General features: G+C 65.1%; 22 protein-coding genes and 1 tRNA gene. 9 read left to right on the top strand and 14 right to left on the bottom strand.

Annotated elements, in window-relative coordinates; all coding sequences use genetic code 11:
- Positions 1 to 148 precede the first annotated feature (148 nt).
- Positions 149 to 646 (bottom strand): FxsA family protein, encoded by a 498-nt coding sequence (locus CK222_RS04470; protein ID WP_067323499.1) that lies wholly within the window; start codon positions 644 to 646, stop codon positions 149 to 151.
- A 203-nt stretch (positions 647 to 849) separates the two neighbouring features.
- On the opposite strand from CK222_RS04470, the gene CK222_RS04465 reads away from it, so the two are divergent.
- The 4 genes from CK222_RS04465 (at position 850) to CK222_RS04450 (ending at position 3,703) form a co-directional block, all read left to right on the top strand.
- Positions 850 to 1,557: a Tim44/TimA family putative adaptor protein gene (locus CK222_RS04465; protein WP_066991466.1), complete on the top strand. Its 708-nt coding sequence runs from the start codon at positions 850 to 852 to the stop codon at positions 1,555 to 1,557.
- Positions 1,558 to 1,687: 130 nt separating this feature from the next.
- Complete coding sequence (locus tag CK222_RS04460; protein ID WP_095799943.1) at positions 1,688 to 2,794, top strand: murein transglycosylase A; 1,107 nt, start codon at positions 1,688 to 1,690, stop codon at positions 2,792 to 2,794.
- Complete coding sequence (locus tag CK222_RS04455) at positions 2,791 to 3,315, top strand: Smr/MutS family protein (protein WP_095799549.1); 525 nt, start codon at positions 2,791 to 2,793, stop codon at positions 3,313 to 3,315. The genes CK222_RS04460 and CK222_RS04455 overlap by 4 nt, the downstream gene beginning before the upstream one ends.
- 25 nt (positions 3,316 to 3,340) lie before the next feature.
- Positions 3,341 to 3,703, top strand: a complete 363-nt coding sequence (locus CK222_RS04450) for a helix-turn-helix transcriptional regulator (RefSeq protein WP_066991880.1) — start codon at positions 3,341 to 3,343, stop codon at positions 3,701 to 3,703.
- Positions 3,704 to 3,713: 10 nt separating this feature from the next.
- On the opposite strand, the gene CK222_RS04445 is transcribed toward CK222_RS04450, so the two are convergent.
- The 3 genes from CK222_RS04445 to CK222_RS04435 form a co-directional block, all read right to left on the bottom strand.
- Positions 3,714 to 4,331 carry a transglutaminase-like cysteine peptidase gene (locus tag CK222_RS04445; RefSeq protein WP_067323497.1) on the bottom strand — a complete coding sequence of 206 codons (618 nt, stop codon included), beginning with the start codon at positions 4,329 to 4,331 and terminating at the stop codon, positions 3,714 to 3,716.
- Positions 4,332 to 4,570: 239 nt separating this feature from the next.
- Positions 4,571 to 5,848, bottom strand: coding sequence for a polyhydroxyalkanoate depolymerase (locus CK222_RS04440; protein ID WP_095799548.1), 1,278 nt, complete (start codon positions 5,846 to 5,848; stop codon positions 4,571 to 4,573).
- Positions 5,849 to 6,082: 234 nt separating this feature from the next.
- The gene (locus CK222_RS04435) at positions 6,083 to 6,445 is read right to left on the bottom strand and encodes a septal ring lytic transglycosylase RlpA family protein (protein WP_066991454.1); all 363 of its coding nucleotides are present in this window, start codon (positions 6,443 to 6,445) and stop codon (positions 6,083 to 6,085) included.
- Between the two features lie 944 nt (positions 6,446 to 7,389).
- Between CK222_RS04435 and CK222_RS04425 the strand changes: the two genes are divergently transcribed.
- The 5 genes from CK222_RS04425 to CK222_RS04400 all read left to right on the top strand — a co-directional run bounded on the left by CK222_RS04425 (position 7,390) and on the right by CK222_RS04400 (position 12,655).
- Complete coding sequence (locus tag CK222_RS04425) at positions 7,390 to 8,826, top strand: pyridoxal-phosphate dependent enzyme (protein WP_095799547.1); 1,437 nt, start codon at positions 7,390 to 7,392, stop codon at positions 8,824 to 8,826.
- On the top strand, positions 8,823 to 9,992 hold the full coding sequence (locus CK222_RS04420; RefSeq protein ID WP_095799546.1) for a cystathionine gamma-synthase: 1,170 nt from the start codon (positions 8,823 to 8,825) through the stop codon (positions 9,990 to 9,992). Before CK222_RS04425 ends, CK222_RS04420 begins: the two co-directional genes overlap by 4 nt.
- Before the next feature lie 279 nt (positions 9,993 to 10,271).
- Positions 10,272 to 11,510: a D-amino acid dehydrogenase gene (locus CK222_RS04410; RefSeq protein ID WP_095799544.1), complete on the top strand. Its 1,239-nt coding sequence runs from the start codon at positions 10,272 to 10,274 to the stop codon at positions 11,508 to 11,510.
- A gap of 39 nt (positions 11,511 to 11,549) precedes the next feature.
- Positions 11,550 to 12,371 (top strand): aspartate/glutamate racemase family protein, encoded by an 822-nt coding sequence (locus CK222_RS04405; RefSeq protein WP_095799543.1) that lies wholly within the window; start codon positions 11,550 to 11,552, stop codon positions 12,369 to 12,371.
- 101 nt (positions 12,372 to 12,472) lie between these two features.
- The gene (locus tag CK222_RS04400; protein ID WP_164746949.1) at positions 12,473 to 12,655 is read left to right on the top strand and encodes a hypothetical protein; all 183 of its coding nucleotides are present in this window, start codon (positions 12,473 to 12,475) and stop codon (positions 12,653 to 12,655) included.
- A gap of 36 nt (positions 12,656 to 12,691) precedes the next feature.
- On the opposite strand, the gene CK222_RS04395 is transcribed toward CK222_RS04400, so the two are convergent.
- The 10 genes from CK222_RS04395 to CK222_RS04345 form a co-directional block, all read right to left on the bottom strand.
- Complete coding sequence (locus tag CK222_RS04395; RefSeq protein WP_067003235.1) at positions 12,692 to 12,997, bottom strand: UBP-type zinc finger domain-containing protein; 306 nt, start codon at positions 12,995 to 12,997, stop codon at positions 12,692 to 12,694.
- The gene (locus CK222_RS04390; protein WP_095799541.1) at positions 12,997 to 14,682 is read right to left on the bottom strand and encodes a cyclic nucleotide-binding domain-containing thioredoxin-disulfide reductase; all 1,686 of its coding nucleotides are present in this window, start codon (positions 14,680 to 14,682) and stop codon (positions 12,997 to 12,999) included. Before CK222_RS04390 ends, CK222_RS04395 begins: the two co-directional genes overlap by 1 nt.
- Positions 14,683 to 14,768: 86 nt before the next feature.
- Positions 14,769 to 15,488, bottom strand: coding sequence for a hypothetical protein (locus CK222_RS04385; protein WP_095799540.1), 720 nt, complete (start codon positions 15,486 to 15,488; stop codon positions 14,769 to 14,771).
- 123 nt (positions 15,489 to 15,611) lie between these two features.
- Positions 15,612 to 15,696: transfer RNA gene (locus tag CK222_RS04380), tRNA-Leu, on the bottom strand.
- 396 nt (positions 15,697 to 16,092) lie between these two features.
- Positions 16,093 to 16,713, bottom strand: coding sequence for a 2,3-bisphosphoglycerate-dependent phosphoglycerate mutase (locus CK222_RS04370; RefSeq protein WP_067003230.1), 621 nt, complete (start codon positions 16,711 to 16,713; stop codon positions 16,093 to 16,095).
- Positions 16,714 to 16,810: 97 nt separating this feature from the next.
- Positions 16,811 to 17,632 carry a 4-hydroxy-tetrahydrodipicolinate reductase gene (gene dapB / locus CK222_RS04365; RefSeq protein WP_095799539.1) on the bottom strand — a complete coding sequence of 274 codons (822 nt, stop codon included), beginning with the start codon at positions 17,630 to 17,632 and terminating at the stop codon, positions 16,811 to 16,813.
- Positions 17,629 to 19,488, bottom strand: a complete 1,860-nt coding sequence (locus CK222_RS04360; RefSeq protein WP_095799538.1) for an ABC transporter ATP-binding protein — start codon at positions 19,486 to 19,488, stop codon at positions 17,629 to 17,631. The genes dapB and CK222_RS04360 overlap by 4 nt, the downstream gene beginning before the upstream one ends.
- 131 nt (positions 19,489 to 19,619) lie before the next feature.
- A complete protein-coding gene (locus CK222_RS04355; RefSeq protein ID WP_095799537.1) occupies positions 19,620 to 20,639 on the bottom strand; it encodes a glucokinase in 1,020 nt (339 codons plus the stop codon).
- Positions 20,640 to 20,902: 263 nt separating this feature from the next.
- The gene (gene mepA / locus CK222_RS04350; RefSeq protein WP_067323472.1) at positions 20,903 to 21,985 is read right to left on the bottom strand and encodes a penicillin-insensitive murein endopeptidase; all 1,083 of its coding nucleotides are present in this window, start codon (positions 21,983 to 21,985) and stop codon (positions 20,903 to 20,905) included.
- Positions 21,986 to 22,175: 190 nt separating this feature from the next.
- Complete coding sequence (locus CK222_RS04345) at positions 22,176 to 23,081, bottom strand: SDR family oxidoreductase (protein WP_095799536.1); 906 nt, start codon at positions 23,079 to 23,081, stop codon at positions 22,176 to 22,178.
- Between the last annotated feature and the right edge of the window lie 16 nt (positions 23,082 to 23,097).

Raw genomic sequence — 23,097 nt, 5'->3', positions numbered from 1 at the left:
TGGGCAGCGTTGCTGACCGGATTGAAATCGGGGGTTCGCTATCATGCTCGGCAGGACAAGACAAGTTTTGCGCGCCGCCTGAAATTGCGCAGCCGTTTCGGGGCGACGGCGCGCATGAGACAGCTATTCGAGCGGACCCTGAAGAGAGCTAGTCGTCTTTCAGCCGCCGCCAAGGGGAATTGTGATCCGGCCCGCGCTTGTAGTCGTCCTGGCGCGAAAAGTCGCTGTCATCGAGATCGATGACCCTGTCGCGGCGGCGGGCCGAAAAGCCGCTGCTGAAGCTGGTCGCCATCACGATGCGGTTCTTGAGCAGGCGCCAGGCGAGATCGCGCACCGGCGGCAGGAGCAGCAGGATGGCGACAATGTCGGTGATGAAGCCCGGAATGATGAGCAGGAGTGCCGCCAGCACGATCATCGCGCCATGCGCGAGTTGGCGGCTTGGATCGCGCCCGGCATCCATTTCCGTCCGCACCCGCGCCATCACGCCGAATCCCTGGTGCCGAAGCAGGAGGCTGCCGGCAATGGTGGAGAGGATGACGAGCCCGATCGTCGCCAAAGCGCCGACTTCGCGGCCGACGATGACGAAGCCGGCGATCTCCAGAAGCGGCAGCAGGAGCAGGAACAGGGGAATGAACGAAATGCGCAAATTGAGACCGGTCGCTTTCTTCTTTTGCGGGCCTCGCGGGAAATCGCCGCTGGCACTGGGACCTTTAGATAGGTATGGCTGGCTTTGATTTGAATGATTACGCCCGCCGTTCTATATGCTTTGGGTAATGAACGCTATGCGACCGCCGCCATTCTAGGGGCTCTGGTGGTCCGGCCTGGACAGGGATCGAATTGGCGGAAGATATGGGTTTCTTCGACTTCGGCACGATTTTCTTTTTGATTGCGGCGGTTGTGATCTTCTTCCAGCTTCGCAACGTGCTGGGCCGTCGCACCGGAAACGAACGCCCGCCCTTCGATCCTTATTCGGCAAGCCGCACGCGCGAGCAGGATGCGGCGCAGAAGTCCGAGAATGTGGTGTCGCTGCCGCGCAAGCGCATGCCGGGGGAACCGGCGGCGGAGACCTATGCCGCGATCGACGCTTTCGCCAAGCCGGACAGCGATCTCAACAAGGGCCTGCGCGCGATCAAGGACAACGATCCGTCCTTCGATCCCAAGACCTTTATCGATGGCGCCAAGATGGCCTACGAGATGATCGTCATGGCCTTTGCCGACGGCGACCGCAAAACGCTGAAGAACCTGTTGTCGCGCGAGGTCTATGACAGCTTCGTCGCCGCGATCGGCGAGCGCGAGGCGAAAGCGGAAAAGATCCAGTCTTCCTTCGTCGGCATCGACAAGGTCGATGTCGTCGCCGCCGAGATGAAGGGCACCGAGGCGCATATCACGCTGCGCATCGTCAGCGAGCTGATCTCGGCGACCCGCGACAAGGTCGGCGCCGTCATCGACGGCGATCCGGAAAAAGTCGCCGAGGTCAAGGACGTCTGGACCTTCTTCCGCGATACCCGGTCGCGCGATCCGAACTGGAAGCTGGTCGCCACGGAAGAAGAAGATTGACCTAGAGCATGATGCCGAAAAGTGTGGAGCGGTTTTCGGACGCCATCATGCTCCATCTCTTCAATTTGGAGCCGGATTCAGATTTCAGGTCGATCCGGCCTGAAATCATCCGGCTCTAGTGGCGGCTGTCATGTCGCTGTCTTCGGCATTCAAGGAAAAATCCTTCGGCGACCTGCCCGGCTGGGACGAGGATGATCACCTCGCCGCCTTCGCGGCGTTCAAACGTTCGGCTTGCCACGTCCTGACCAAGCCCTATCGAACAGGCTCGCTCGGCGTCGCGTTCGCCGCTTTCGCCTGGGCCTATGCTGAGGCGCGCTCCGTTTCGCCGGCGAATCGGTCGGAGGCGCGGTCCTTCTTCGAGCGCCATTTCGCTCCCGCTTTGGTGGCGGCCGAAAGCGGCGGCGCCGGCCTCGTCACCGGCTTCTACGAGCCCGAGGTCCAGGCCTCGCCGGTGAGGACGGAGCGGTTCACGGTGCCGCTGCTCTCCCGTCCCGCCGATCTGGTCGACATCGACGATAAAAATCGGCCCCTCGGGATGGATCCCTATCTCGCCTTCGCGCGCGCGACGACGACAGGTCCGGTCGAATATTTCGATCGCGGCGCCATCGAGCGCGGCGCGCTGTCCGGGCGGAACCTCGAGATTGCCTGGCTCGCCGACAAGGTCGATGCCTTCTTCATCCATGTGCAGGGAGCGGCGCGGCTGAAGATGGCCGATGGTCGGCTCTCCCGCGTCACCTATGCCGCAAAATCCGGCCAGCGCTTCACCGGGCCGGGCAGGATCTTGAGCGAGGCCGGCGAAATCCCGCTGGAAAAAGTGACGATGCAGTCGATCCGCGCCTGGTTCAAGGCGCATCCTGAGCGGGTCGACGAGATCCTCTGGCAGAACCGCTCCTACATCTTCTTTCGTGAGGCGCCGGTCGACGACCCGGAGCTCGGTCCCATTGCCGCCGCCAAGGTGCCGCTGACGCCCGGCCGCTCGGTCGCCGTCGACCGGCTGCTGCACACCTTCGGCACGCCCTTCCATATCGTTGCGCCGACGCTCACCGCCTTCGGCGGAAAACCGTTCCGGCGGCTGATGATCGCACAGGACACCGGCTCGGCCATCACCGGAGCGGCGCGAGGCGATCTCTTCGCCGGCTCGGGCGATGCCGCGGGCGAGATCGCCGGCGTCGTGCGCAACGCCGCCGACTTTTATGCGCTGGTTCCGCGCGGGCTGGTCGACAGGGGGTACGCGTGAACCGCCGCCACGACACGCTGAGCGACGACGATCGCATCCTCTGGAACCTGGTGGCGCGCACGACGCGGCCCCTCAAAGGCAAGGCCGCGGTCGAGATTCCCGATATTGTCGAGCCGACGCCGGCGCCGGCGCCCACGCCCGCCAATGGCGTTCCCGCCGCTGCCGCGAAGCCGAAGCCGCAGCACGTCGCGCATTCGCTTGACGACCAGACCCACGAGAAACTGAAAAAAGGCCGGCTGCCGATCGAGGGCAGAGTCGATCTGCACGGCATGACGCAGGACGAGGCCTATTCGCTGCTCCTCACCTTCCTGCACCGCGCCCATGCCGGCGGTATCCGCTATGTGCTGGTCATCACCGGCAAGGGCTCGTCGTCCGGCGGCGACGGCATCCTGCGCCGCTCGGTGCCGCACTGGCTGTCGACCCCGGCTTTCCGGCACCTGGTCTCGAGCCACGATCACGCCGCCCGCAACCATGGCGGCTCGGGCGCGCTCTATGTGCGGCTCAGGCGGACGCGCGCATGAGGACGCCAGCCATGAGGACGCAACAGTGACCCCGTTCGGCGAAAGGCTGAGGGCGCTGCGCGCCGAGCGCGGCGTCAGCCAGAAGGCGATGGCGCAGGCCATCGGCGTCAGCGCCGCCTATCTGTCGGCGCTCGAGCATGGCCGCCGCGGCGCGCCGACCTGGACGCTGATCCAGAAGATCATCGGCTATTTCAACATCATCTGGGACGACGCCGAGGACCTTGCCCGCCTCGCCGAAACCTCGCATCCACGGGTCAGGATCGATACGTCGGGCCTGTCGCCGGCCGCGACCGAACTGGCCAATCTTCTGGCCGAGAGCATCGAGAAGCTGGACGAGGCGGAGCTGCGCCGCCTCAGCGCGTCGATTCGTGCGGCGCTGAGAAGGTAGGTCCCGAGATCTACTGCACCGAGCCGACCAGCAGCTGCTGGCCATCGCGGATCGACACCCAGCGGCCGGTGTTGTCGATCGCCTGGCGCTTGAGATAACGGTAGCCGGTCTCGTCCCAGGCTTGGACCTTGTCGGTCAAATTGTCGAGGATGTAGTCACCCTTGTCGGTGCGCACCGTCAGCACGGAATGGCCTTCGCCGTCGGGCTTGCGCACTACGGTGATCAAGAGATCCGCAAGCGAGATGCCCATGCGGTAGAGCTGGCGCCGCTTCTCCAGCACATAGTCCTCGCAGTCGCCAAAGCCGTTGTCCGGATAGGTCCAGACCTCGTCCTTGCCGTAATTGTCGAGATCGCTCATCGGCTTGACGGCGGCGTTGACCCTGGCGGTCACGTTGATCAGCTTGCGCCACAGAGCATCGGTCAGCTTGGCCGGCGCGAGATTGGCCGGGCGAATGTTGCATTCGCTCGGATGCGTCTTGCAGAAATCATAATGTCCGATCGGCTGCGAGGTCAGGCCGCCGGTGGCCATGGCGCCGGCAGCCCATGCCGGAACCGCCCAGTGGGCCGAGATCGCCAGCCCTGCGACTGCACACAAACGCAGCATCCGCGCCATCGGTGAGGAAGTCATTGTCCCCCGGGGTCCGCCCTTGTTTATTAACGAAACGTTAAGGGGGATTTACAGTCCGTGTCAATTGAAGACAACGGCTAGTTTGGTGGCATGGTTACCCGCCAGGCCCGCATAGCGGCAGTTTGGCAACAGCGGCCTGGGACGACTCAAGAACCCGCCCGTCGCCGGTCAGCCCTGAACATTGGTTGCACGGAAAGGTCACGCGCTTTGAGCGGCGCCGAGCCGCGTCAGCTTCCCGCTCAGCTCTTGGCGGAACGGACCAGCTTCGGCTTCGCCGCCAGGCGGGTCTGGCGGCCGTAGCTGGAGATGAAGTCCAGAATGCGCGGCACGATCTCCGACCGGAACCGCGAGCCGTTGAAGACGCCGTAATGGCCGACGGCCGGCTGCATGTAGTGGGCCTGCCGGTCGGCCGGAATGTTCACGCAAAGCTCATGCGCGGCCTGGGTCTGGCCGAGCCCGGAAATGTCGTCGTTCTCGCCCTCGACGGTGAACAGCGCGACGTTGCGGATCGCCTGGGGATCGACGGCCTCGCCGCGATGCGTCATCTCGCCCTTCGGCAAGGCGTGGCGGACGAACACCGTATCGACCGTCTGCAGGTAGAACTCCGCCGTCAGGTCCATCACCGCCAGATATTCGTCATAGAAGTCACGGTGCTTCTCGGCGCTGTCGCCGTCGTTTTTCACAAGGTGCATGAAGAAGTCCTTGTGGGCGATGATGTGGCGATCGAGATTCATGCTCATGAAGCCCGAAAGCTGCAGGAAGCCGGGATAGACATCGCGGCCGAATCCGGGCACCGGCCAGGGCGCCTGCATGATGACGTTCTCGCGAAACCAGTCGGTGCCCTTTTGCCCGGCGAGCAGATTGACCGCGGTCGGATTGCGGCGGGTATCGATCGGCCCGCCCATCAGCGTCATGGTCGACGGCACGAAGGGGTCGCCGCGCTTTTCCATCAGCGCCACCGCCGCCAGCACCGGCACCGAGGGCTGGCAGACTGCCATCACATGGGTATCGGGACCCAGCGCGTGGAACATCTCGATGACATAGTCGATATAGTCGTCGAGATCGAAGCTGCCCTGCGACAGCGGGACCATGCGGGCGTCGACCCAGTCGGTGATGTGCACGTCGGCGTGCGGAAGCATCGCCTCGACCGTGCCGCGCAGCAGCGTCGCATAATGGCCGGACATCGGCGCCACGATCAGTAGCTTCGGATCGGGCTTGCGGCCCGCGGGAAGCTGGCGCTCGAAGCGGACGAGGTTGCAGAACGGCTTCGACCACACGGTTCGTTCGGCGACGTCGACGCTCTTCCAGTCGACCACCGCCTTGGTCAGGCCGAATTCAGGCTTGCCGTAGCGGCGCGTCGTGCGCTCGAAGAGTTCCGCGGCTGCCGCGACCGAGCGGCCGAGCGCCGTATGCGAAACCGGATTGAGCGGGTTGGAATAGAAGAACCGCACCGCATCTGCGTAAAGGCGGGCGGGCTGCAGCGCCGCATGGTTCAGTTCGTAGAGCTGGTAGAACATCAAGAACCCCGCTGCTGCCTGACGACCAAAGGGCCGACGAGCAGCGCCGAGCCTTGAATGTCTCGCAGTGAGGTTAACAAGATATTGTTGCGATGCAATACGTCAATTGGAGTGACGAATGCTGCTTTGGTCCAAACTGTTGAAAACTCGCCACGTATGGCGGAGCCGGCTCACTGTGCGCTGCCGCAATGTGTAGGAAATATGTCCGGCTCCCTCTTGCCGGACACCGACATGTTAAACGCGCGCCATGCAGACTGCGGTGTGGCCCGAGCCGATGAAGCCGAGCTGGGTGGCGGCGCCGCGGGAGAGGTCGAGCACGCGGCCCCGGACGAACGGGCCGCGATCGTTGATGCGCACGACGACGCTGCGGCCGTTGTTCTTGTTGGTGACCCTGAGCTTGGTGCCGAACGGCAAGCTGCGGTGCGCTGCAGTCAGCGCGGCGGGGTTCATGCGCTCGCCGGAGGCGGTTCTGGAATGCAGCGCGTACCAGGAAGCGCGGCCGCATTGTGCGGCGGCTGAAGAGGCGGAAGAGGCGCCAGCCATCAGGCCAGCCGCGATCGTTGCCGCGACAAGCGCGGTGCGGTTGGTTTTATTCATCTTTTAGGGGTGGGCTCCGTTATAGACAACCCGCCGTAAGTGCCGAATGAGGCATGAAATGCGGCAAGCGTCTGGCGGTTCCATGGCAAAGGCACACGTTTGGAGTCGCCGCGAAACAGTTTGTCATGACATCTCCCGCGAGCGCCAGCGTATTCTTCATGGAGACCGACCCGGTTTTGCAGGAAGTCCCGAGTAGGAGGGGCCCTCGGGGCGCAAGTAAAAGAGGAAGCGATTGCTTCGCTTCCTTCTGCTCCTTTACTGCGCGCGCGTTCCGGTGAAGGATCGACTTCGCGCGGGGATCTCGCCGATGCGACTGATCAGGAATTTACTGGCGCTGATCGGCCTCCGTTGGGCAAACCGCCCGCGCGTTTGATCCGACCGGCAAGACGGCGCCGCGCGTCCGGTTGGACGGTCGAAGCGACGCGCACAGACTCCGCCGTCGGACCGCTGACGCCGGGCACCTCTTCGAGATCGACGCCATCCCTACATCCGCGCGCAACGCGCGAAGCTCAGCAAGCAGTTGCTGGGGTGAAATTTCTGCTGAGGTCGGCGCTCTACGGCGCCCCCTCTGGCCTGCCGGCCATCTCCCCCACAGGTGGGGAGATCAGATGTCGCGTCGGCTTTCGCCAATCGCCAACATTTGCAAGCAAGGGCGCCAAGGGTCGAGCTCCAATCTCCCCCCTTGTGGGGGAGATGTCCGGCAGGACAGAGGGGGGCGCTGTCCCGCCGGCTTTCAACATTTAGAGGCGGTGTGCTGCGCCGCCCGTGAAATTCCATTCCGCCACTCGTCGCCGGAATGGCACGATCTATCTTCTTTCCGGATGGAAAGGGCTGGAAAAGACAACAGCGTGTGATCTGCGAACCCGGCATGGAGTTCGGCAGCCATCATGCGCAGACTGGTGACGGCCGATCCCGTCGGAACTGCTTCCCATGGAGGGTCCGAGATGAGCGTGCACAGGAAAGCGGCGCCGGACGGCGCGGAAAGCGCTTTGTCGCGGTTGCGTCCGCCTTACGCCTCCGTGCTCGACCTGATCGGCCAGACACCGGTGGTCGAGCTCACCAAATTCGATACCGGCAAGTGCCGGCTGTTCATCAAGCTCGAGAGCCAGAACCCCGGTGGCTCGATCAAGGACCGCATCGCGCTGTCGATGATCGCGGCCGCCGAGAAGGATGGCAGGCTGAAGCGCGGCGGCACCATCGTCGAGGCCACCGCCGGCAACACCGGCCTCGGCCTCGCCCAGGTCGGCATTCCCAAGGGCTACCGCATCATCCTCGTCGTGCCCGACAAGATGTCGCGCGAGAAGATCCAGCATCTGCGCGCTCTGGGCGCCGAGGTGCGCATGACCCGCTCCGATGTCGGCAAGGGCCATCCCGAATATTACCAGGACATGGCCGAGAAGATCGCCGCCGAAATTCCCGGCGCCTTCTATGCCAACCAGTTCGCCAATCCCGCCAATCCGCTGGCGCACGAAAGCACCACCGGCCCGGAAATCTTTTCGCAACTCGAAGGCGATGTCGACGCGGTGGTGGTCGGCGTCGGTTCCGGCGGCACGCTCACCGGTGTCGGCCGCTTTTTCGCGAAGCATTCGCCGAAGACCGAGATGGTGCTTGCCGATCCGGTCGGCTCGGTGCTGGCGCCGTTGATCAAGACCGGCAAGATGACAGAGGCCGGCAGCTGGACCGTCGAAGGCATCGGCGAGGATTTCGTGCCGCCCAATGCCGATCTGTCGCTGGTCAAGAAAGCCTATTCCATCCCCGACAAGCAGAGCATGCTGGCGGTGCGCGACCTGCTGTCCAAGGAAGGCATCCTGGCCGGCTCGTCCTCCGGCACGCTTCTGTCGGCGGCACTGCGCTACTGCCGCGATCAGACGACGGGCAAACGTGTGGTCACCCTGGTCTGCGACAGCGGCAACAAATATCTGTCGAAGGTCTTCGACGACATCTGGCTCGCCGAGCAGGGCTTGGCCGACCAGGAGCAGCACGGCGACCTGCGCGACCTCGTCATGCGCTCGCCGCGCACTGGTGACATCGTGACCGTTGGTCCCGAGGAAACCCTGCTCAACGCCTACGGCCGCATGCGCCGCTCCGATGTCTCGCAGCTCCCGGTGCTGGAGGACGGCAAGCTCGTCGGCATCGTCGACGAAAGCGATATCCTGGCCAAGGTCGACGGCCCCTATGACGGCCGCTGGGATCGCTTCAACGCCCCGGTGCGCACGGCCATGACCTCGAACCTGCACACGCTGCAGGCCAGCCAGACGCTCGACGCGCTGCTCCCCGTCTTCGACCGCAACGAGGTCGCCATCGTCTTCGAGGGCGACGAATTCATCGGCCTGATAACCCGTATCGACCTGATCAACCATCTGAGGCGCCGCGCAAAATGACTTCGACCGGCAAGAACCGCCTGGCCTTTTCCACCCGCGCCATCCATGGCGGCCAGAGCCACGATCCGCTGACCGGCGCCGTGATGGTGCCGATCTACGCCACCTCCACCTACGGCCAGCAGTCGCCCGGCGTGCACAAGGGTTTTGAGTATGCCCGCAGTCAGAACCCGACGCGCTTCGCCTTCGAACGGGCCGTCGCCGATCTCGAAAGCGGCACCGCGGCCTTCGCCTTCGCCTCAGGCCTGGCCGCGATCGCCACGGTGTTGGAGCTGTTCGACGCCGGTGCCCATGTGGTGGCCACCGACGACATCTATGGCGGCTCGTTCCGGCTGATGGAGCGGGTGCGCAAGCGTTCCGCCGGCCTGCAGGTCAGCTTCGCCGATTTCACCGATCTCGCCGCCGTCGAGAGAGCGATCCGCCCGGAGACAAAACTGCTCTGGGTCGAGACGCCGACCAACCCGTTGCTGCGCGTCGTCGACCTCGAAGGCGTCGCGGCTTTGGCCAAGCGCAAAGGCCTGCTGACTGTCGCCGACAACACTTTTGCCAGCCCCTACATCCAGCGGCCGCTGGAGCTCGGCATCGACATCGTCGTCCACTCGACGACGAAATACTTGAACGGACATTCCGACATGGTCGGCGGCGTGGCGGTCGTCGGCGACGACAAGGATTTGGCCGATCGGCTGAAATTCCTGCAGAACGCCATCGGCGCCATTTCCGGCCCGTTCGACAGTTTTCTGGCGCTGCGCGGCATCAAGACGCTGGCGCTTCGGATGGAGCGCCATTCCGCCAACGGCCTGAAGATCGCGCAGTGGCTGGAAGCCCGCAAGGACGTGCGCCGGGTCATCTACCCCGGGCTGGCGAGCCACCCGCAGCACGAGATCGCCAAGCGCCAGATGCACGCCTTCGGCGGCATGATCTCGGTCGACCTCGACCGCGACCTCGCCGGCACCAAACGCTTCCTCGAACGCACGCAGCTTTTCACGCTCGCCGAAAGCCTCGGCGGCGTCGAAAGCCTGATCGAGCATCCGGCGCTGATGACGCACGGCTCGATCCCCGCGGAGAAGCGCGGGGCGATCGGGATATCGGATTCGCTGGTGCGGCTGTCGGCCGGTATCGAGGATGGCGATGATCTGATCGCGGATCTGGAGCAGGCGTTGCGGGGGTGAGTGCCTTCGAGGATCAATCGTTGTGATCCTTCGCGCCCCCCTCTGTCCTGCCGGACATCTCCCCCACGAGGGGGGAGATTGGCTGTTTCATCGCCTCACCCTTGCTGCAACGCCGGTAATTTGCGAAAGCCGCCGTGACATCTGATCTGCCCCCTTGAGGGGGAGATCGCCGACAGGCCAGAGAGGGGCGCTGTCCCGCCGACATCTCGGTGCCTGTGCCATTGCAGACCGCAATCCACCGACTAAACTGCCTGCCAACATGCGATCTCCGGAGGCGTGATGCGCGTGATCGTGTTGGGTGGCGGCGTTGTCGGTGTCACCACCGCCTATCAGCTGCAGAAGGACGGGCACGAGGTCGTCGTCCTCGAGCGCCAGAGCCAAGTCGCCGCCGAGACCAGCTGGGGCAATGCCGGCATGATCGCGCCGGGACATTCCTTCGTCTGGTCGTCGCCCAGGGCGCCATTAATCCTGTTGAAATCGCTGGTGCTGAAGGACCAGGCGCTGCGCTTCAAGCTGTCGGCCGATCCGAGGCTTTACAGCTGGTCGTGGCTGTTCCTGATGGAATGCACGGCCGAGAAGGCCAGGCGCAACACGCTGCTCAAGCATCGGCTTGCCGTCTATTCGCAGAGCGTGCTGCACGAGGTGATTGCCGACGAGCAGATCGACTACGACCGCAACGGTCGCGGCATTCTCTATTTCTATCGCAGCCAGCAGGCGCTCGATAAAGGCGTCGAGCATATGCGGCTGCTTGAATCAGACGGCCAGCTGATCAAGGTGCTCGACCGCGACGCCATCGTCGCGCTCGACCCGTCGCTGGCTTCCGCGCGGGAGATCGCCGGCGGCATCCATTGCCCGACCGATGAGACCGGTGACCCGGCCAAATTCACCCGGGCGCTCGCGGCGAAGGTCGCCGAGCGCGGCGGCGAAATCCGCACCGGCACGACCATCATCGGCATCGAGACCTCGGGCGATGGCGTGGCACAGGTGCTGACCGACAAGGGCAGCGTCAAGGGCGACGCCTATGTGCTGGCGCTCGGCTCCTACAGCCCGCTGATCGCGAAGACGGTCGGTATCAGCCTGCCGATCTACCCGATCAAGGGTTATTCGCTGACTATTCCGATCGGCAACCGGCCTCGGCCGCCGACCATAGCGGCGATCGACGAGCACAATCTGGTCGCCGTGTCGCGCTTCGGTGACCGGCTGCGCGTCACCGCGACGGCGGAATTCGCCGGCTACGACACCAGCCACAGGCCGGCCGATTTCGCCTTCATGAAGGGCGTGACGCAGGAGCTTTATCCCGAGGGCGCCGACTATGACCGCGCCGAGATGTGGGCGGGCTTGAGGCCGATGACGCCGAACAATCTGCCCGAATTCGGGTGCCGCCGCCTCGGCAATCTCTATCTCAACACCGGGCACGGCCATATCGGCTGGACCATGTCGCATGGCTCGGCGCGCATCACCGCCGACCTGATCGCCGGCCGCAAACCGGCCATCTCGATGGACGGTCTTTTGAATTGAGAGCATGATCCCGGGGGATCGGCCAAGAAAGGGAATGCCATGTCTATCAGCGCGGCTGCTACCCGCCCTCAATCTTCGGGACCGGTCGATCCCAAGCCGGTCGATCTGGGCGTGCTGCCGTCCGAACTCGACGGCGGCCTTGCCTCGCGCGCGGCGATCGGGCTTGCGATCCTCGCCACCGACCAGACGCTGGAGCATGAGTTCCGCGCGTTGGTGCGCATTCCGGGCGTCGCCTTCTACGAGGCCCGCCTCTTCAACGACAACGACATCACCCCCGACACGCTGCGCGCCATCGGCCCGCGCATCGCGCCGACCGTCGACCTCATCCTGCCCAGCATCCCGCTCGACGTCGTCGGCTTCGGCTGCACCTCGGCCACCATGACGCTCGGCGAGGAAGCCGTCTTCGCCGAGATCAGGAAGGCGCGGCCGGGCGTCGCCTGCACCACGCCGGTGACGGGCGCGCTTGCCGCCTTCAAGGCGCTCGGCGCCAAGGGCATCGGCCTGCTGACGCCTTATGCCCCCGAGATCAACCAGGGCCTCGTCACCTATTTCACCGGACGCGGCCTCGACATTGCCGCCGTCGCCACTTTCGACCGGCGCGACGACCGCGAGGCGGCCCGCATCTCGCTCGCCTCGATCGAGGCCGCGGCCGAGCGCATGGCGGCGGCGCCCGGCGTGGACGCGATCTTCATCTCCTGCACCAGCCTGCGCGTCGCCGAGGCGGTGGCGGAACTGGAGCAGCGCATCGGCATTCCCGTCACCTCGTCCAACCACGCGATGGCCTGGCACTGCCTGCGGCTCGCCGGCATCGACGACGTCGTGCCTTCCGGCGGCCGGCTGTTCGCGTTGCCGATTGCCTGATCCGATTGACGGTTGGCCGGTTCGAAATCCGCCGGTTAACGTTTGCGGAAAAGGTTGCTTAACGCTTCGCTACTATGTCCCGCTTCGGGAGGCAGGACAGAGTGAGCGCGATGAACGACAGCCCCGAAAAGCGCAATGAATGGCGCGCCATCTTCTACGTGCAGGCGCGTGTGGCGATCCTGTTCGTCCCGATCATCGTCAGCCTGCTGATCATCGGCGCGCTTGCCGGCAACGACCGCGATCACGTCGTCATCGACCGGACCGTCACCAGCTCGGTGAAGTAGGCGACCCGGCAAGAGGCTCGCGGTATTCCGTGCACGCTAGACAAAGCGCGGGATCGGGCCGTTCTGCGCCGTCGTGCGGTCGCCGAGGTCGATGAACACCTCGTCGACATAGCACCAGCCCCAGCCTTCGGGCGGATCGTAGCCTTCGATGACCGGATGCTGAGTGGCGTGGAAATGCTTGGTGGCGTGGCGGTTGGGCGAGTCGTCGCAGCAGCCGACATGGCCGCAGGTGCGGCAGAGTCTGAGATGCACCCACCAGGAGCCGCTCTTCAGGCATTCCTCGCAGCCGAGGGCGCTCGGCACCACATCCTTTATGTCGTCCGTATGCCTGCATTCGTCCATCAGGGTCTCCTTTCGGGCTGAGCAGCACGCCCGCCGTTGCGCGCAAGATAGGCATGCAGCGCCGCCACCACCTGAGCGCCTTCGCCGACGGCGGCCGCGACACGCTTGGTCGAGCCGCAGCGCACATCGCCGATGGCGAACACGCCGCTGCGGCTCGTCTCCATCGGGCCGTGTCCCGGCGCCACATCCGGTCCGGTGCGCACGAAGCCCTTAGCGTCGAGCGCCACGTCGCAGCGCGCCAGCCAGTCGGTGTTCGGGTCGGCGCCGATGAACAGGAAGAGGTGGTGGATGGTCCGCGTCGTCGCCACGCCGGTGACCCGGTTGCGCCAGCACAGCTGGTCGAGGTTGCCGTCATGGCCGTCGAGCGCCTCGACCTCGGTTTCCGTCAGCACCTCGATGTTCGGCTGCGCCACGATCCGCTCGACCAGATAGCGCGACATGGTGGCGTCAAGGCTGTCGCGCCGCGCCAACAGCGTCACCTTGCGCACCTGGCTGGCGAGAAAGACGGCCGCCTGGCCGGCCGAGTTGCCGGCGCCGACCAGCGCCACTTCCTGGTCCCGGCAGAGCCGTGCTTCGATCGGCGAGGCCCAGTAATGCACAGACGTGCCCTCGAACTGCGCGATATTGGCGATGTCGAGGCGACGGTAGCGCGCGCCGCTGGCGATCACCACGGTGCGCGCGCGCAGGGTCTCGCCGTCGCCAACGTCCAGCCGGTAGCCGGCCATGTTGTCGGCGGCGCCGAGCAATTTGGCTTCATCGGGGATCACCATCTCGACCCCGAACTTCTGCGCCTGGTTGTAGGCGCGCGCCATCAGCGCCATGCCCGTAATGCCGGTCGGAAAGCCGAGATAGTTCTCGATGCGCGAGGATGCCCCCGCCTGCCCGCCGAAGGCGCGGCAGTCGAGCACGATGGTCGACAGCCCCTCGGAGGCCGCATAGACCGCGGCCGCCAATCCCGCCGGCCCAGCGCCGACGATGGCAACGTCGTAGATCTTGCCGGCGTCGAGCGGCCGCAGCAGCCCGACGCAGCGGGCGAGATCGCTTTCGCCGGGATTGTGCAGCAGCTTGCCGTTGGGACAGAGCACGATCGGCAGATGGTGCGGATCGACATGAAAACGCTCGATCAGCGTCTTGGCGCAGGGATCGGTGTCGGAATCGAGCGCGCGGTGCGGCAGGCCGCTGCGGGTGAGGAAACCCTGCAGCCGCAGCACATCGCCATTGCTGGGACGGCCGATGACGATCGGCCCGCTGGTGCCGCTCTCGAGCAGGCCGACACGGCGCAGGATCAGCGCGCGCATGACGCGCTCGCCGAGATTCGCCTCCTGCACCATCAGATCGCGCAGCCGCTGCGAGGGGATGACGATGGCTTCGACCGGCTCGGTCGCCTCGGCATTGACGAGCGACGGCCGGCTCGAAAGCTGCGCCAGCTCGCCGATGAAATTGCCCGGACCATAGGTGATGATCGCCTCGCGCGGGCCAAGACCGCTGGCCTGCGTGATGTCGACCTTGCCCGACAGGATGACGACCAGTCCGGGCGAGACCGTGCCGGCCGTCACGATATGCTCGCCGGCGCCGTAGGCTCTTGGCACGCCGAAGCGGCGCATGCGCTCGATGTCCGCATTGGCGAGCACGGGGAACATCTGGTCGCGGCGGGCGGCGATGGTCGGGCTGACGGAGGGGGCCATGACCCGACCGTAGCGTCCGCGGCAGCGGGTTTGAAGCGGTTTGTTCAGGGACTGGCCGGAAGGGCAGGTGGCCGCTACGCTGTCAGCTATCCGAGCGACCTCGCCAGCTTGCGCAGCGCCCCCTGCGGATCATCGGCAATGACGGAGCCATGCGAGACGAGGATGCGCTTGAGCGCCGGCAGGTCAGCCCATCGTCTCAATTGCGCTGCGAGTGCCGCCTTGTCGCCGACCATCGTCAGCTTGACCGGCCAGGGTATACGCGGCTCATCACCGGCAAATCCCATCATGCGCAATGCCCAGCCGGCAAAACCGGATGCGCCGCGGATGTTGCCGACGATATCATTGAGAACGAGCGTCGTGCCGTTCGGTCCGACGATTTGCAGCGCCGCTTCGCGATCACGGGTTCCGGGGACGGTGACGAGCTTGACGTCGGGATCGCCAAAGTCGCCGCGTGCCGCATCGACATGCACCACCTTCTCGACGCTGTTGCGCGCGCCCGCCGGTGCAATCACCTGCAGGGTGGGATAGCGATCTTTCCATGGCTTTGCATCGAGCCGGTGATGGTCGTTAGGGACGATCAGGAAGGCCGGTTGGCCGAAGGCCTCGATCGCGCGCATCTGTTCGTCATCGAGCGCGATGGCGCTGAAGATGACGAGCCGTCCGTCGCGCAATCGCACCACGGTCATGCGCCGTTTCAGGTTGCCGACCGGCATCGGTATGTCGCCGGTCACCGTCAGAATATCGTCGTCGACAGGAGAGAGCCTGCCATGCGGCAGAACCTTCCACTCCTTGAACGGCGCGGGCATCACGGAACCTCGGCTTAACAGACAAGATAGGAACGGTTTAACCCGAGACGAGTTGCAGGCACAAAAAAGCCCGGAAAATCCGGGCTTTTTGCTCATCGCGTCAGATCGTCTGAAACGGGAATTTGGTGCCCAGAAGAGGACTCGAACCTCCACTCCTTGCGGAACACGGACCTGAACCGTGCGCGTCTACCAATTCCGCCATCTGGGCTGGTGGGCGCTCATGTAAGCGGGCAAACGAAGCGTGTCAACGCGGTTTTTTCGAGGAGCTCAAGACTGACCAGAGGGCAGCTGGGGTTGATTTCAGGCACGGACGGCAATTGTCGGCGTCGGCCCCGCCCCTCATCGCTCTGCCGGGCACTTCTCCCCGTATAGGACGGGGAGAAGGGGCTGGCCGCGGCGTTGGCGTCCTCTTGAGACGCTGGCGATTGGCGAAATCGGCGGCCGGAGCTTCCCTCTCCCCGTCACTATACGGGGAGAGGATGCCGGCAGGCAGGTGAGGGGCGGCGCCGACGCTGGTCAGTTAACGGCGAGACGGAATTCCAGCCTGAAGCGGTTGTCCCGAGACGGCCACCCGTTCCGAGCGGGGCCGGAACAATGGAATCCCTCACCCCTCCAGCACTTCCTTCTTTGCCACGGTGGAATCGGCGTTGAGCTTGTAGATCACCGGCACGCCGGTGCCGAGCTCCAGCTTGACGATCTCTTCGCCCGACTTGCCGTCCAGCGCCATGATCAGCGCCCGCAGCGAATTGCCGTGCGCGGCGACCAGCACCGTCTCGCCGCGCAGCACATGCGGCTGCACGTCGTGCAGGTAATAGGGCCAGACACGCGCGCCGGTGTCCTTCAGGCTTTCGCCGCCGGGAGGCGATACGTCGTAGGAGCGGCGCCAGATATGCACCTGCTCCTCGCCCCACTTCTTGCGCGCGTCATCCTTGTTGAGGCCGGAGAGATCGCCATAGTCGCGTTCGTTGAGCGCCTGGTCGCGGACGGTCTCGAGCTTGCTTTGGCCGACCACGTCGAGAATGTGCTGGCAGGTCTTCTGCGCCCGCTTCAGCGCCGAGGTGTAAGCGATGTCGAATTTCAGCCCGCGCGCCTTGAGCTTCTCGCCGGCGGCAAGCGCCTCCGCATTGCCCTGGTCGGTGAGGTCGACATCGCGCCAGCCGGTGAACAGGTTCTTCAGGTTCCATTCGCTCTGGCCGTGGCGCACGAGCACGAGAGTTCCCGACATGTTTGCTCCTGATACGTGGTTGGATTTGAGCAATTCCAGGAAAAGTGTGTAGCGGTTTTCAACCCGGAATTGCGGAAGAAAAGCAGAAAAAACCGCCTCAGCCCAGGCCGAGCACGTCCCGCATGGAATAGAGGCCCGGCTTCTTGCCTCGGCCCCAGAGCGCCGCCTTGACCGCGCCGCGGGCAAAGATCGCCCGGTCCTCGGCCTGGTGGGCGAGCGTGATGCGCTCGCCGGTGCCGGCCAGGATCACGCTGTGCTCGCCGACCACCGACCCGCCGCGCAAGCTGGCGAAGCCGATCGTGCCGGCCTTGCGGACGCCGGTATGGCCGTCGCGCACACGCACGCTGTTGTCATTGAGCGCGATCTCTCGTCCTTTGGCCGCCGCTCCGCCGAGCAGCAGCGCCGTGCCGGACGGCGCGTCGACCTTGTGCCTGTGGTGCATCTCCAGGATCTCGATGTCGAAATCCTGCGCATCGAGCGCGCGCGCCGCCTGCTCCACCAGCACCGCCAAAAGATTGACGCCGAGGCTCATATTGCCGGATTTGATGATGGTCGCGTGGCGCGCCGCCGCGGCGATCTTCGCATCGTCATCGGCCGAACAGCCGGTCGTGCCGATGACATGGACGATGCGCGCCTGCGCGGCATAGCCGGCGAATTCGACGCTTGCGCCCGGGGCCGTGAAATCGAGCACGCCGTCGGCCTTGGCGAAGGCCGGCAGCGGGTCGTCGGCGATCGGCACATTGATGCTGCCGATGCCGGCGAGCTCTCCGGCATCCTTGCCGAGATGCGGTGAACCCGGCCGCTCGACGGCACCGGCAACGCACGCGCCGGGAATGGAGTGGATGGCGCGGATCAGCGTCTGACCCATCCGGCCGGCGGCGCCCACCACCACCAGGCCCATATCGCCCGTTTCGCTCATGCGCTTCTCCCGACGGTCTTCTTCGCGCGCGTGCGCGGCAGAGGAGTTTGGGTTGTCTTGGCGTCATCGACAAGCCCTAGCCCCTTCTTGCCCTGCACCCGGTGGAAGCGGGCATAGACGCTGTGCGGGTCGGCCATCAGCGAGGCGTGTGTGCCTTCCTCAACCAGCCGTCCCTCTTCCAGCACGATGATGCGGTCGGCATTGACCACGGTCGACAGCCGATGCGCAATGACGATGGTGGTGCGGCCTTCCATGACATGGGTGAGCGCTTCCTGGACGCGCGCTTCGGCCTCGTTGTCGAGCGCCGACGTAGCCTCGTCGAGCAGCAGGATCGGCGCCTGGCGCACGATGGCACGGGCGATCGAGACGCGCTGGCGCTGACCGCCGGAAAGCGTCGAGCCGCCTTCGCCGACCGGCGTGTCGTAGCCTTGCGGCTGCTGGCGGATGAACTCGTCGGCGGCGGCCTGTTTCGCCGCCTGCTCGATCTCCGCGTCGGTGGCCGAGAGCCGGCCGTAGCGAATGTTGTCGCGGATCGTGCCTTCGAAGAGATACGGCGCCTGCGAGACATAGGCGATCGATTGGCGCAGCGACCGCTTCGTCACCTTCGAGATGTCCTGGCCGTCCACCTCGATGCTGCCCTCGTCGACGTCATAGAAGCGCTGCAAGAGCGCCACCAGCGTCGACTTGCCGGCGCCCGAAGCGCCGACGATCGCCGTCACCTTGCCGGCGGCGGCGGTAAAGCTCAGATCCCTCAGCACCGGCATGTCGGCGCTATAGCCGAACGTCACATTGTTGAAGGTCACTTCGCCGGAAATGATCTTCGCTTCGGCGGCGTCGGGCGCGTCGCTTTGTTTCGGCTCGAGGTCGAGCAATTCATAGATCATGCGCGCGTTGACCAGCGCGCGTTCCATCGCCACCTGCATGCGCGCCAGCCGCCGCGCCGGATCATAGGCCAAGATCAGCGCGGTGATGAAGGAAAAGACCGCGCCCGGCGGCTGACCGAGATACAATGCCCGATAGCCGGAATAAGCGATGACGGCGGTCACGGCGAGGCCGGCCAGCATGTCCGAAATCGGCGACAGCCGCTCGGAGACGCGGGCAATCTTGTTGCTGCGCTGCTCGGCCGTATCGGCCATGCTGCCGATGCGGCGCTTAAGCTCGTCCTCCAGGGTGAAGGCCTTGACGATGGCGATGCCTTGGGTGGCCTCCTGCACCGACCCGCTCAGCCGAGAATTGATCAGCACGGATTCCCGATTGATCTTGCGCACCCGGCGCGTGATGTAGACGACGGCCCAGATCAGCGGCGGCCCGATCAGCAGCGAGCTCAGCGACAACACCGGATCCTGGTAGACCATGAGGCCGACCAGGCCGACCAGCGTCACCGCGTCGCGAGTGATCGAAATCAATGTCAGCGACAGCAGATCGCGGATGCCGCCGATATTCTCGTCCAGCTGCGCCGCCAATCGGCCCGAGCGCGTGTCGTTGAAGAAATTGACGCCGAGCTTCATCAGTTGGTCGAAGCTGCGCTTCTGGTAGCGGGCGACCAGATTGTTGCCGATCGTGGCCAGCATCACCGCCTGGCCGTAGCCGGCGAAGCCGCGCACGAGGAAGGCGCCCATGAAGCCGGCGCAAATCCACCAGACGGCGTCGCTGCTCCGCTCGTAGAATATCTGATTGACCATCGGCGCCATGACCCAGGCCGAGAAGGCGGTCGCGCCGGAAACCAATAACGAGCAGACGATGACGATCGCGTAGGACCAGCGATGGTCATAGCCGTTCTCGGCGATGATACGGCGCAGTACCGCCGTGACCTCGCCGGGCCGGGCCTTTAGCTTGTTTGGATTTTGAAATGTCAAATCGGCAGCGCTTCGTGGGTTCTCGTCAAAGGTCAGGGAGCATTTCGGCACCCTCTTAGCGCCCCGGCTACGGCTTGCCTATGGCGAAACTTCGTCGCGGTGGCCGATTGCCATCCCGAACCCGGGCGCGCTCATGCCCGCCAGTGCCGTCCGGCGGTCTGAACGCCGAACAGCGACGGGGTTCTGGCATAGGCGGCCAGCCCGAGGAGCGCGGCCAGCGGGTGGGTGATGACATAGACCGGCATCGTGCGCATCAGCGCGCTGTGCGGCGCCTTGTCCTCGAACGCGGCGCGGAAATTGCCGGCTTTCAGCGCCGGCACGATTTTTTGCGCGATGCCGCCGGTCAGGAACACGCCGCCGCGGCTCATGAACACCAGCGCGAGATCACCCGCGGTGCGGCCGAGGCAGGTGGCGAACAGTTCCAGCGCTTCCTGTGCCACCGGATCGGATTTAGCGAGCGCGGCCGCCGTAACCTCCGCCGGCGTCGTGAAAGGCGTCGGCTTTGCGTCGGCCCTGGCCACCGCGCGATAGACATTGACCAGTCCGCGGCCGCACAGGATCTGCTCGCCGGAGATGCGACCCTCGAGCTTTTCGATATTCCGAAACACTTCGAAGTCGCGCGGCGTGCGCGGGCCGATATCCATATGCCCGCCCTCGCCCGGCACCGGTATCCAGCGGCGCAGCGCGTAGATCAGCCCCGCGACGCCGAGCCCCGTCCCCGGGCCGAGCACGACCCGGCCGGCATTCGGCTCCGGCGTCCCGCCGCCGATCTTTTCCATATGCTCTTCGCCCAGCGCCACCACCGCCAGCGCCTGCGCCTCGAAATCGTTGAGCACGACGATCTCGCTCAAGCCCAGATTGGCAAACATCTGGTGCGGCTTAACCACCCACGGGCAGTTGGTCAGCCGGATCTCGTCGCCGTCGACCGGCCCGGCCACCGCCAGCACCGCCGAATGCGGCTGGATCGACGAGCGGTCGAGCACCGCCGCCTGGATCGCCTCGTCGATGGTCTTGAAATTGGCCGTCTGGACGATTTGCGGCTCGGTCGCTTCCGAATTGGCGTCGAGCACGATCGAGAAACGCGCATTGGTGCCGCCGATATCACCGATCAGGACCGGAAACCGCAGCGCTGTATCGTCTTCGCCAACCATGCTTTTTGTCCCGTTCGTTCCCGCTCCGTCGCTGACTAGCGCATGGTCCTGCAAAGGGAAAGCGGCTTCGGTGCCTATCTCGAGCGTCGGCGCCGCCCCTCACCTGCCTGTCGGCATCCTCTCCCCGTCAGTGACGGGGAGAGGGGCACTGTCGCCAATGGTTTCGCCAATCGCCAGCTTCGCAAGAAGAAAGCCCGCATTGCGGCAGCCAGGCGGATGTGGGGCGCCGCCGGCCTCGACCATCTGGACGCCGTGGCGTGGCCTCAGTTCCCCGGCCTTGGCCGGGGCACTGGAATGCCGATTTTGGGCGTCGGCGCAAAGGAGCTCGCCGCCGCCGGCAGCGTCGCCGCATCGCTGGAGATCGTCTCCGCCGGCTCGGTCGCTTTCGATTTGGCCGCCGCCACAGCTGCCGCGCCGTCGCCCTGATAGGTGACCGCTTCCAGAGAAGGCGCGTCCGGCGCTGCAAGCACCGCCTGGCACTCCTTCGGCAAATTGGCCATGGTCATCAGATCGCGCGCTTTCGGCGCATCCGGGTTCTTGTTGGGCCGCCACGGCTCCTCGGTGAACCACCAGGCAAGCGGTTTGCCGCAGCCGTCATCGGCCGGCGTCGCCTCCTGCGCCTTGCAGCCAGGCGAGCCCGCCTGACAGCCGATACGCATGTGGAAATGATAGTCATGGCCCCAGAACGGCCGGATCTTGCGCAGCCAGGAGCGATCGCCGGTGACCGTGTCGCAAAGTTTCTTCTTGATGCCCGGATTGACCAGGATGCGCTCGACTTCAGGGTAGCTCGCCGCACGCTTCAAAAGCCGCGTATGGGACGGCGTCCACAGCGCGTCCTTCACCAGATGCGTCTTCTCGTCGACCATCAGCGTCGCGCTCATGCTCTCGCGCTGCGCCATGGTCAGCGGCCGCCGCGGCATCGGCGTCAGCCAGATGTCGGCATCGAGGCCGATCTGGTGCGAGGCATGGCCGGTCGTCATCGGGCCGCCGCGCGGCTGCGAGACATCGCCGACCAGCAGCCCCGGCCAGCCATCCGCCTGGGCGTCTCGCGCGAGCTTCTCGATCAGCGCAATCATCGCCGGATGGCCCCAGCGGCGGTTTCGCGAGGGGCGCATCACCTCCCAGCTCGGCCCGTCCACCGGCAAGGCGACGCCGCCGGTGAAGCAGCCTCTTGAGTAAAAGCCGAACGATTGCGCGTGCGCCACCGCCGGCAGCTTCTTGGCGCCGAACAGGTCTTTTGCGCGCGGTTCGGCCGAGATCGCGGCCGCCGCCAGCCCGGCTAAGGTCACCAGGGCAAGCGCGGCGGTCAGGAACGGCTTCCTGTCGGGCAGCGGTCGCAACGTCATCAGGTCGGGTCCCCTCTCCAGTGGCGCGACGCAATCTCAGGCGGCATGCTAAAACATGTCTCCCGAAAGTGGGACCCGGTTTCGGGATAAAGACATGCATAAAATCAAAACTGGAGCGCATGGAGCGAAGCTGAAAGATTCGCGACGCAGTTCAGGCGCGAATCATATCACGCCATGCACGTCGCTTCGCTCACGAGCGTTTCATCGGACTGCGCGGCTGTCCGTCTCGCCAGTTGCCGTCGGCCCACATCCGCTCCAGCGCCACCCGGTAATTCGGCAAACGAAAGCTGTAGCCTGCCGCTTTGATCGCCGCGTTGGCGACGCGCTTGTTTTCGCCGTAGAAGGACCGCGCCATGGGCGAAAGTTGCGCGGTTTCGAAGGGGATTTCCGGCGGCGCCTCCACGCCCATCACCCCGGCGGCGTAGGCGACGACATCCTGCGGCGGCGCCGGCTCGTCGTCGGTGACATTGAAGATGCCGCCGCGATTGCTATCGGCCAGGTGCCACAGGGCGCCGGCGATGTCGTCGCAATGGATGCGGTTGAAGACCTGGCCGGGCTTGACCAGCCGCCTCGCGGTGCCGTCCTCGAGATTGGCCAGCGCGTTGCGGCCCGGGCCGTAAATACCGGAAAGCCGCAGGATCGCTACCGGCTTTCCGATTTCCCGCCCAAGAGCCAGCCATTCCTGTTCGGCCGCCACCCGCATTACCGAGCGCTTCGAAACCGGCCTGCACTCGGCGCTCTCGTCGACCCAGGCGCCGCCATGGTCGCCGTAGACGCCGACGGTGGAAAGATAGCCGATCCATTGGAGCGCCGGCATCTTGGCCCGGATCGCCTCGCCTGCCGCGTTGAGCACCGGATCGCCCGCTTCGTCCGGAGCGACCAAGACGATGAGATGTGTTGTGTGCCGAAGCGCATCGCTGATTTCCGCCGTCAACGAACCGTCGAAGCTTAACGGATTGATGCCTGCCTGCCGCAACACCTCGAATTTTTCCGGCGATCGCGTCGTCCCAAGGATCGGCGCGCCATCTTCATTGGCTCTCGCAAAAGCCTTGCCGGAATAGCCGGCGCCGAAAATGAAGAAGCGTCTCTCGCCCATCAATTAAATCCTCTTC

This window comes from Mesorhizobium sp. WSM3866 (assembly GCF_002294795.1).
Classification (GTDB): Bacteria; Pseudomonadota; Alphaproteobacteria; order Rhizobiales; family Rhizobiaceae; genus Mesorhizobium.
Note: the sequence above shows the minus strand (reverse complement) of the source record. Positions and strands in the feature narration are given on the sequence as shown.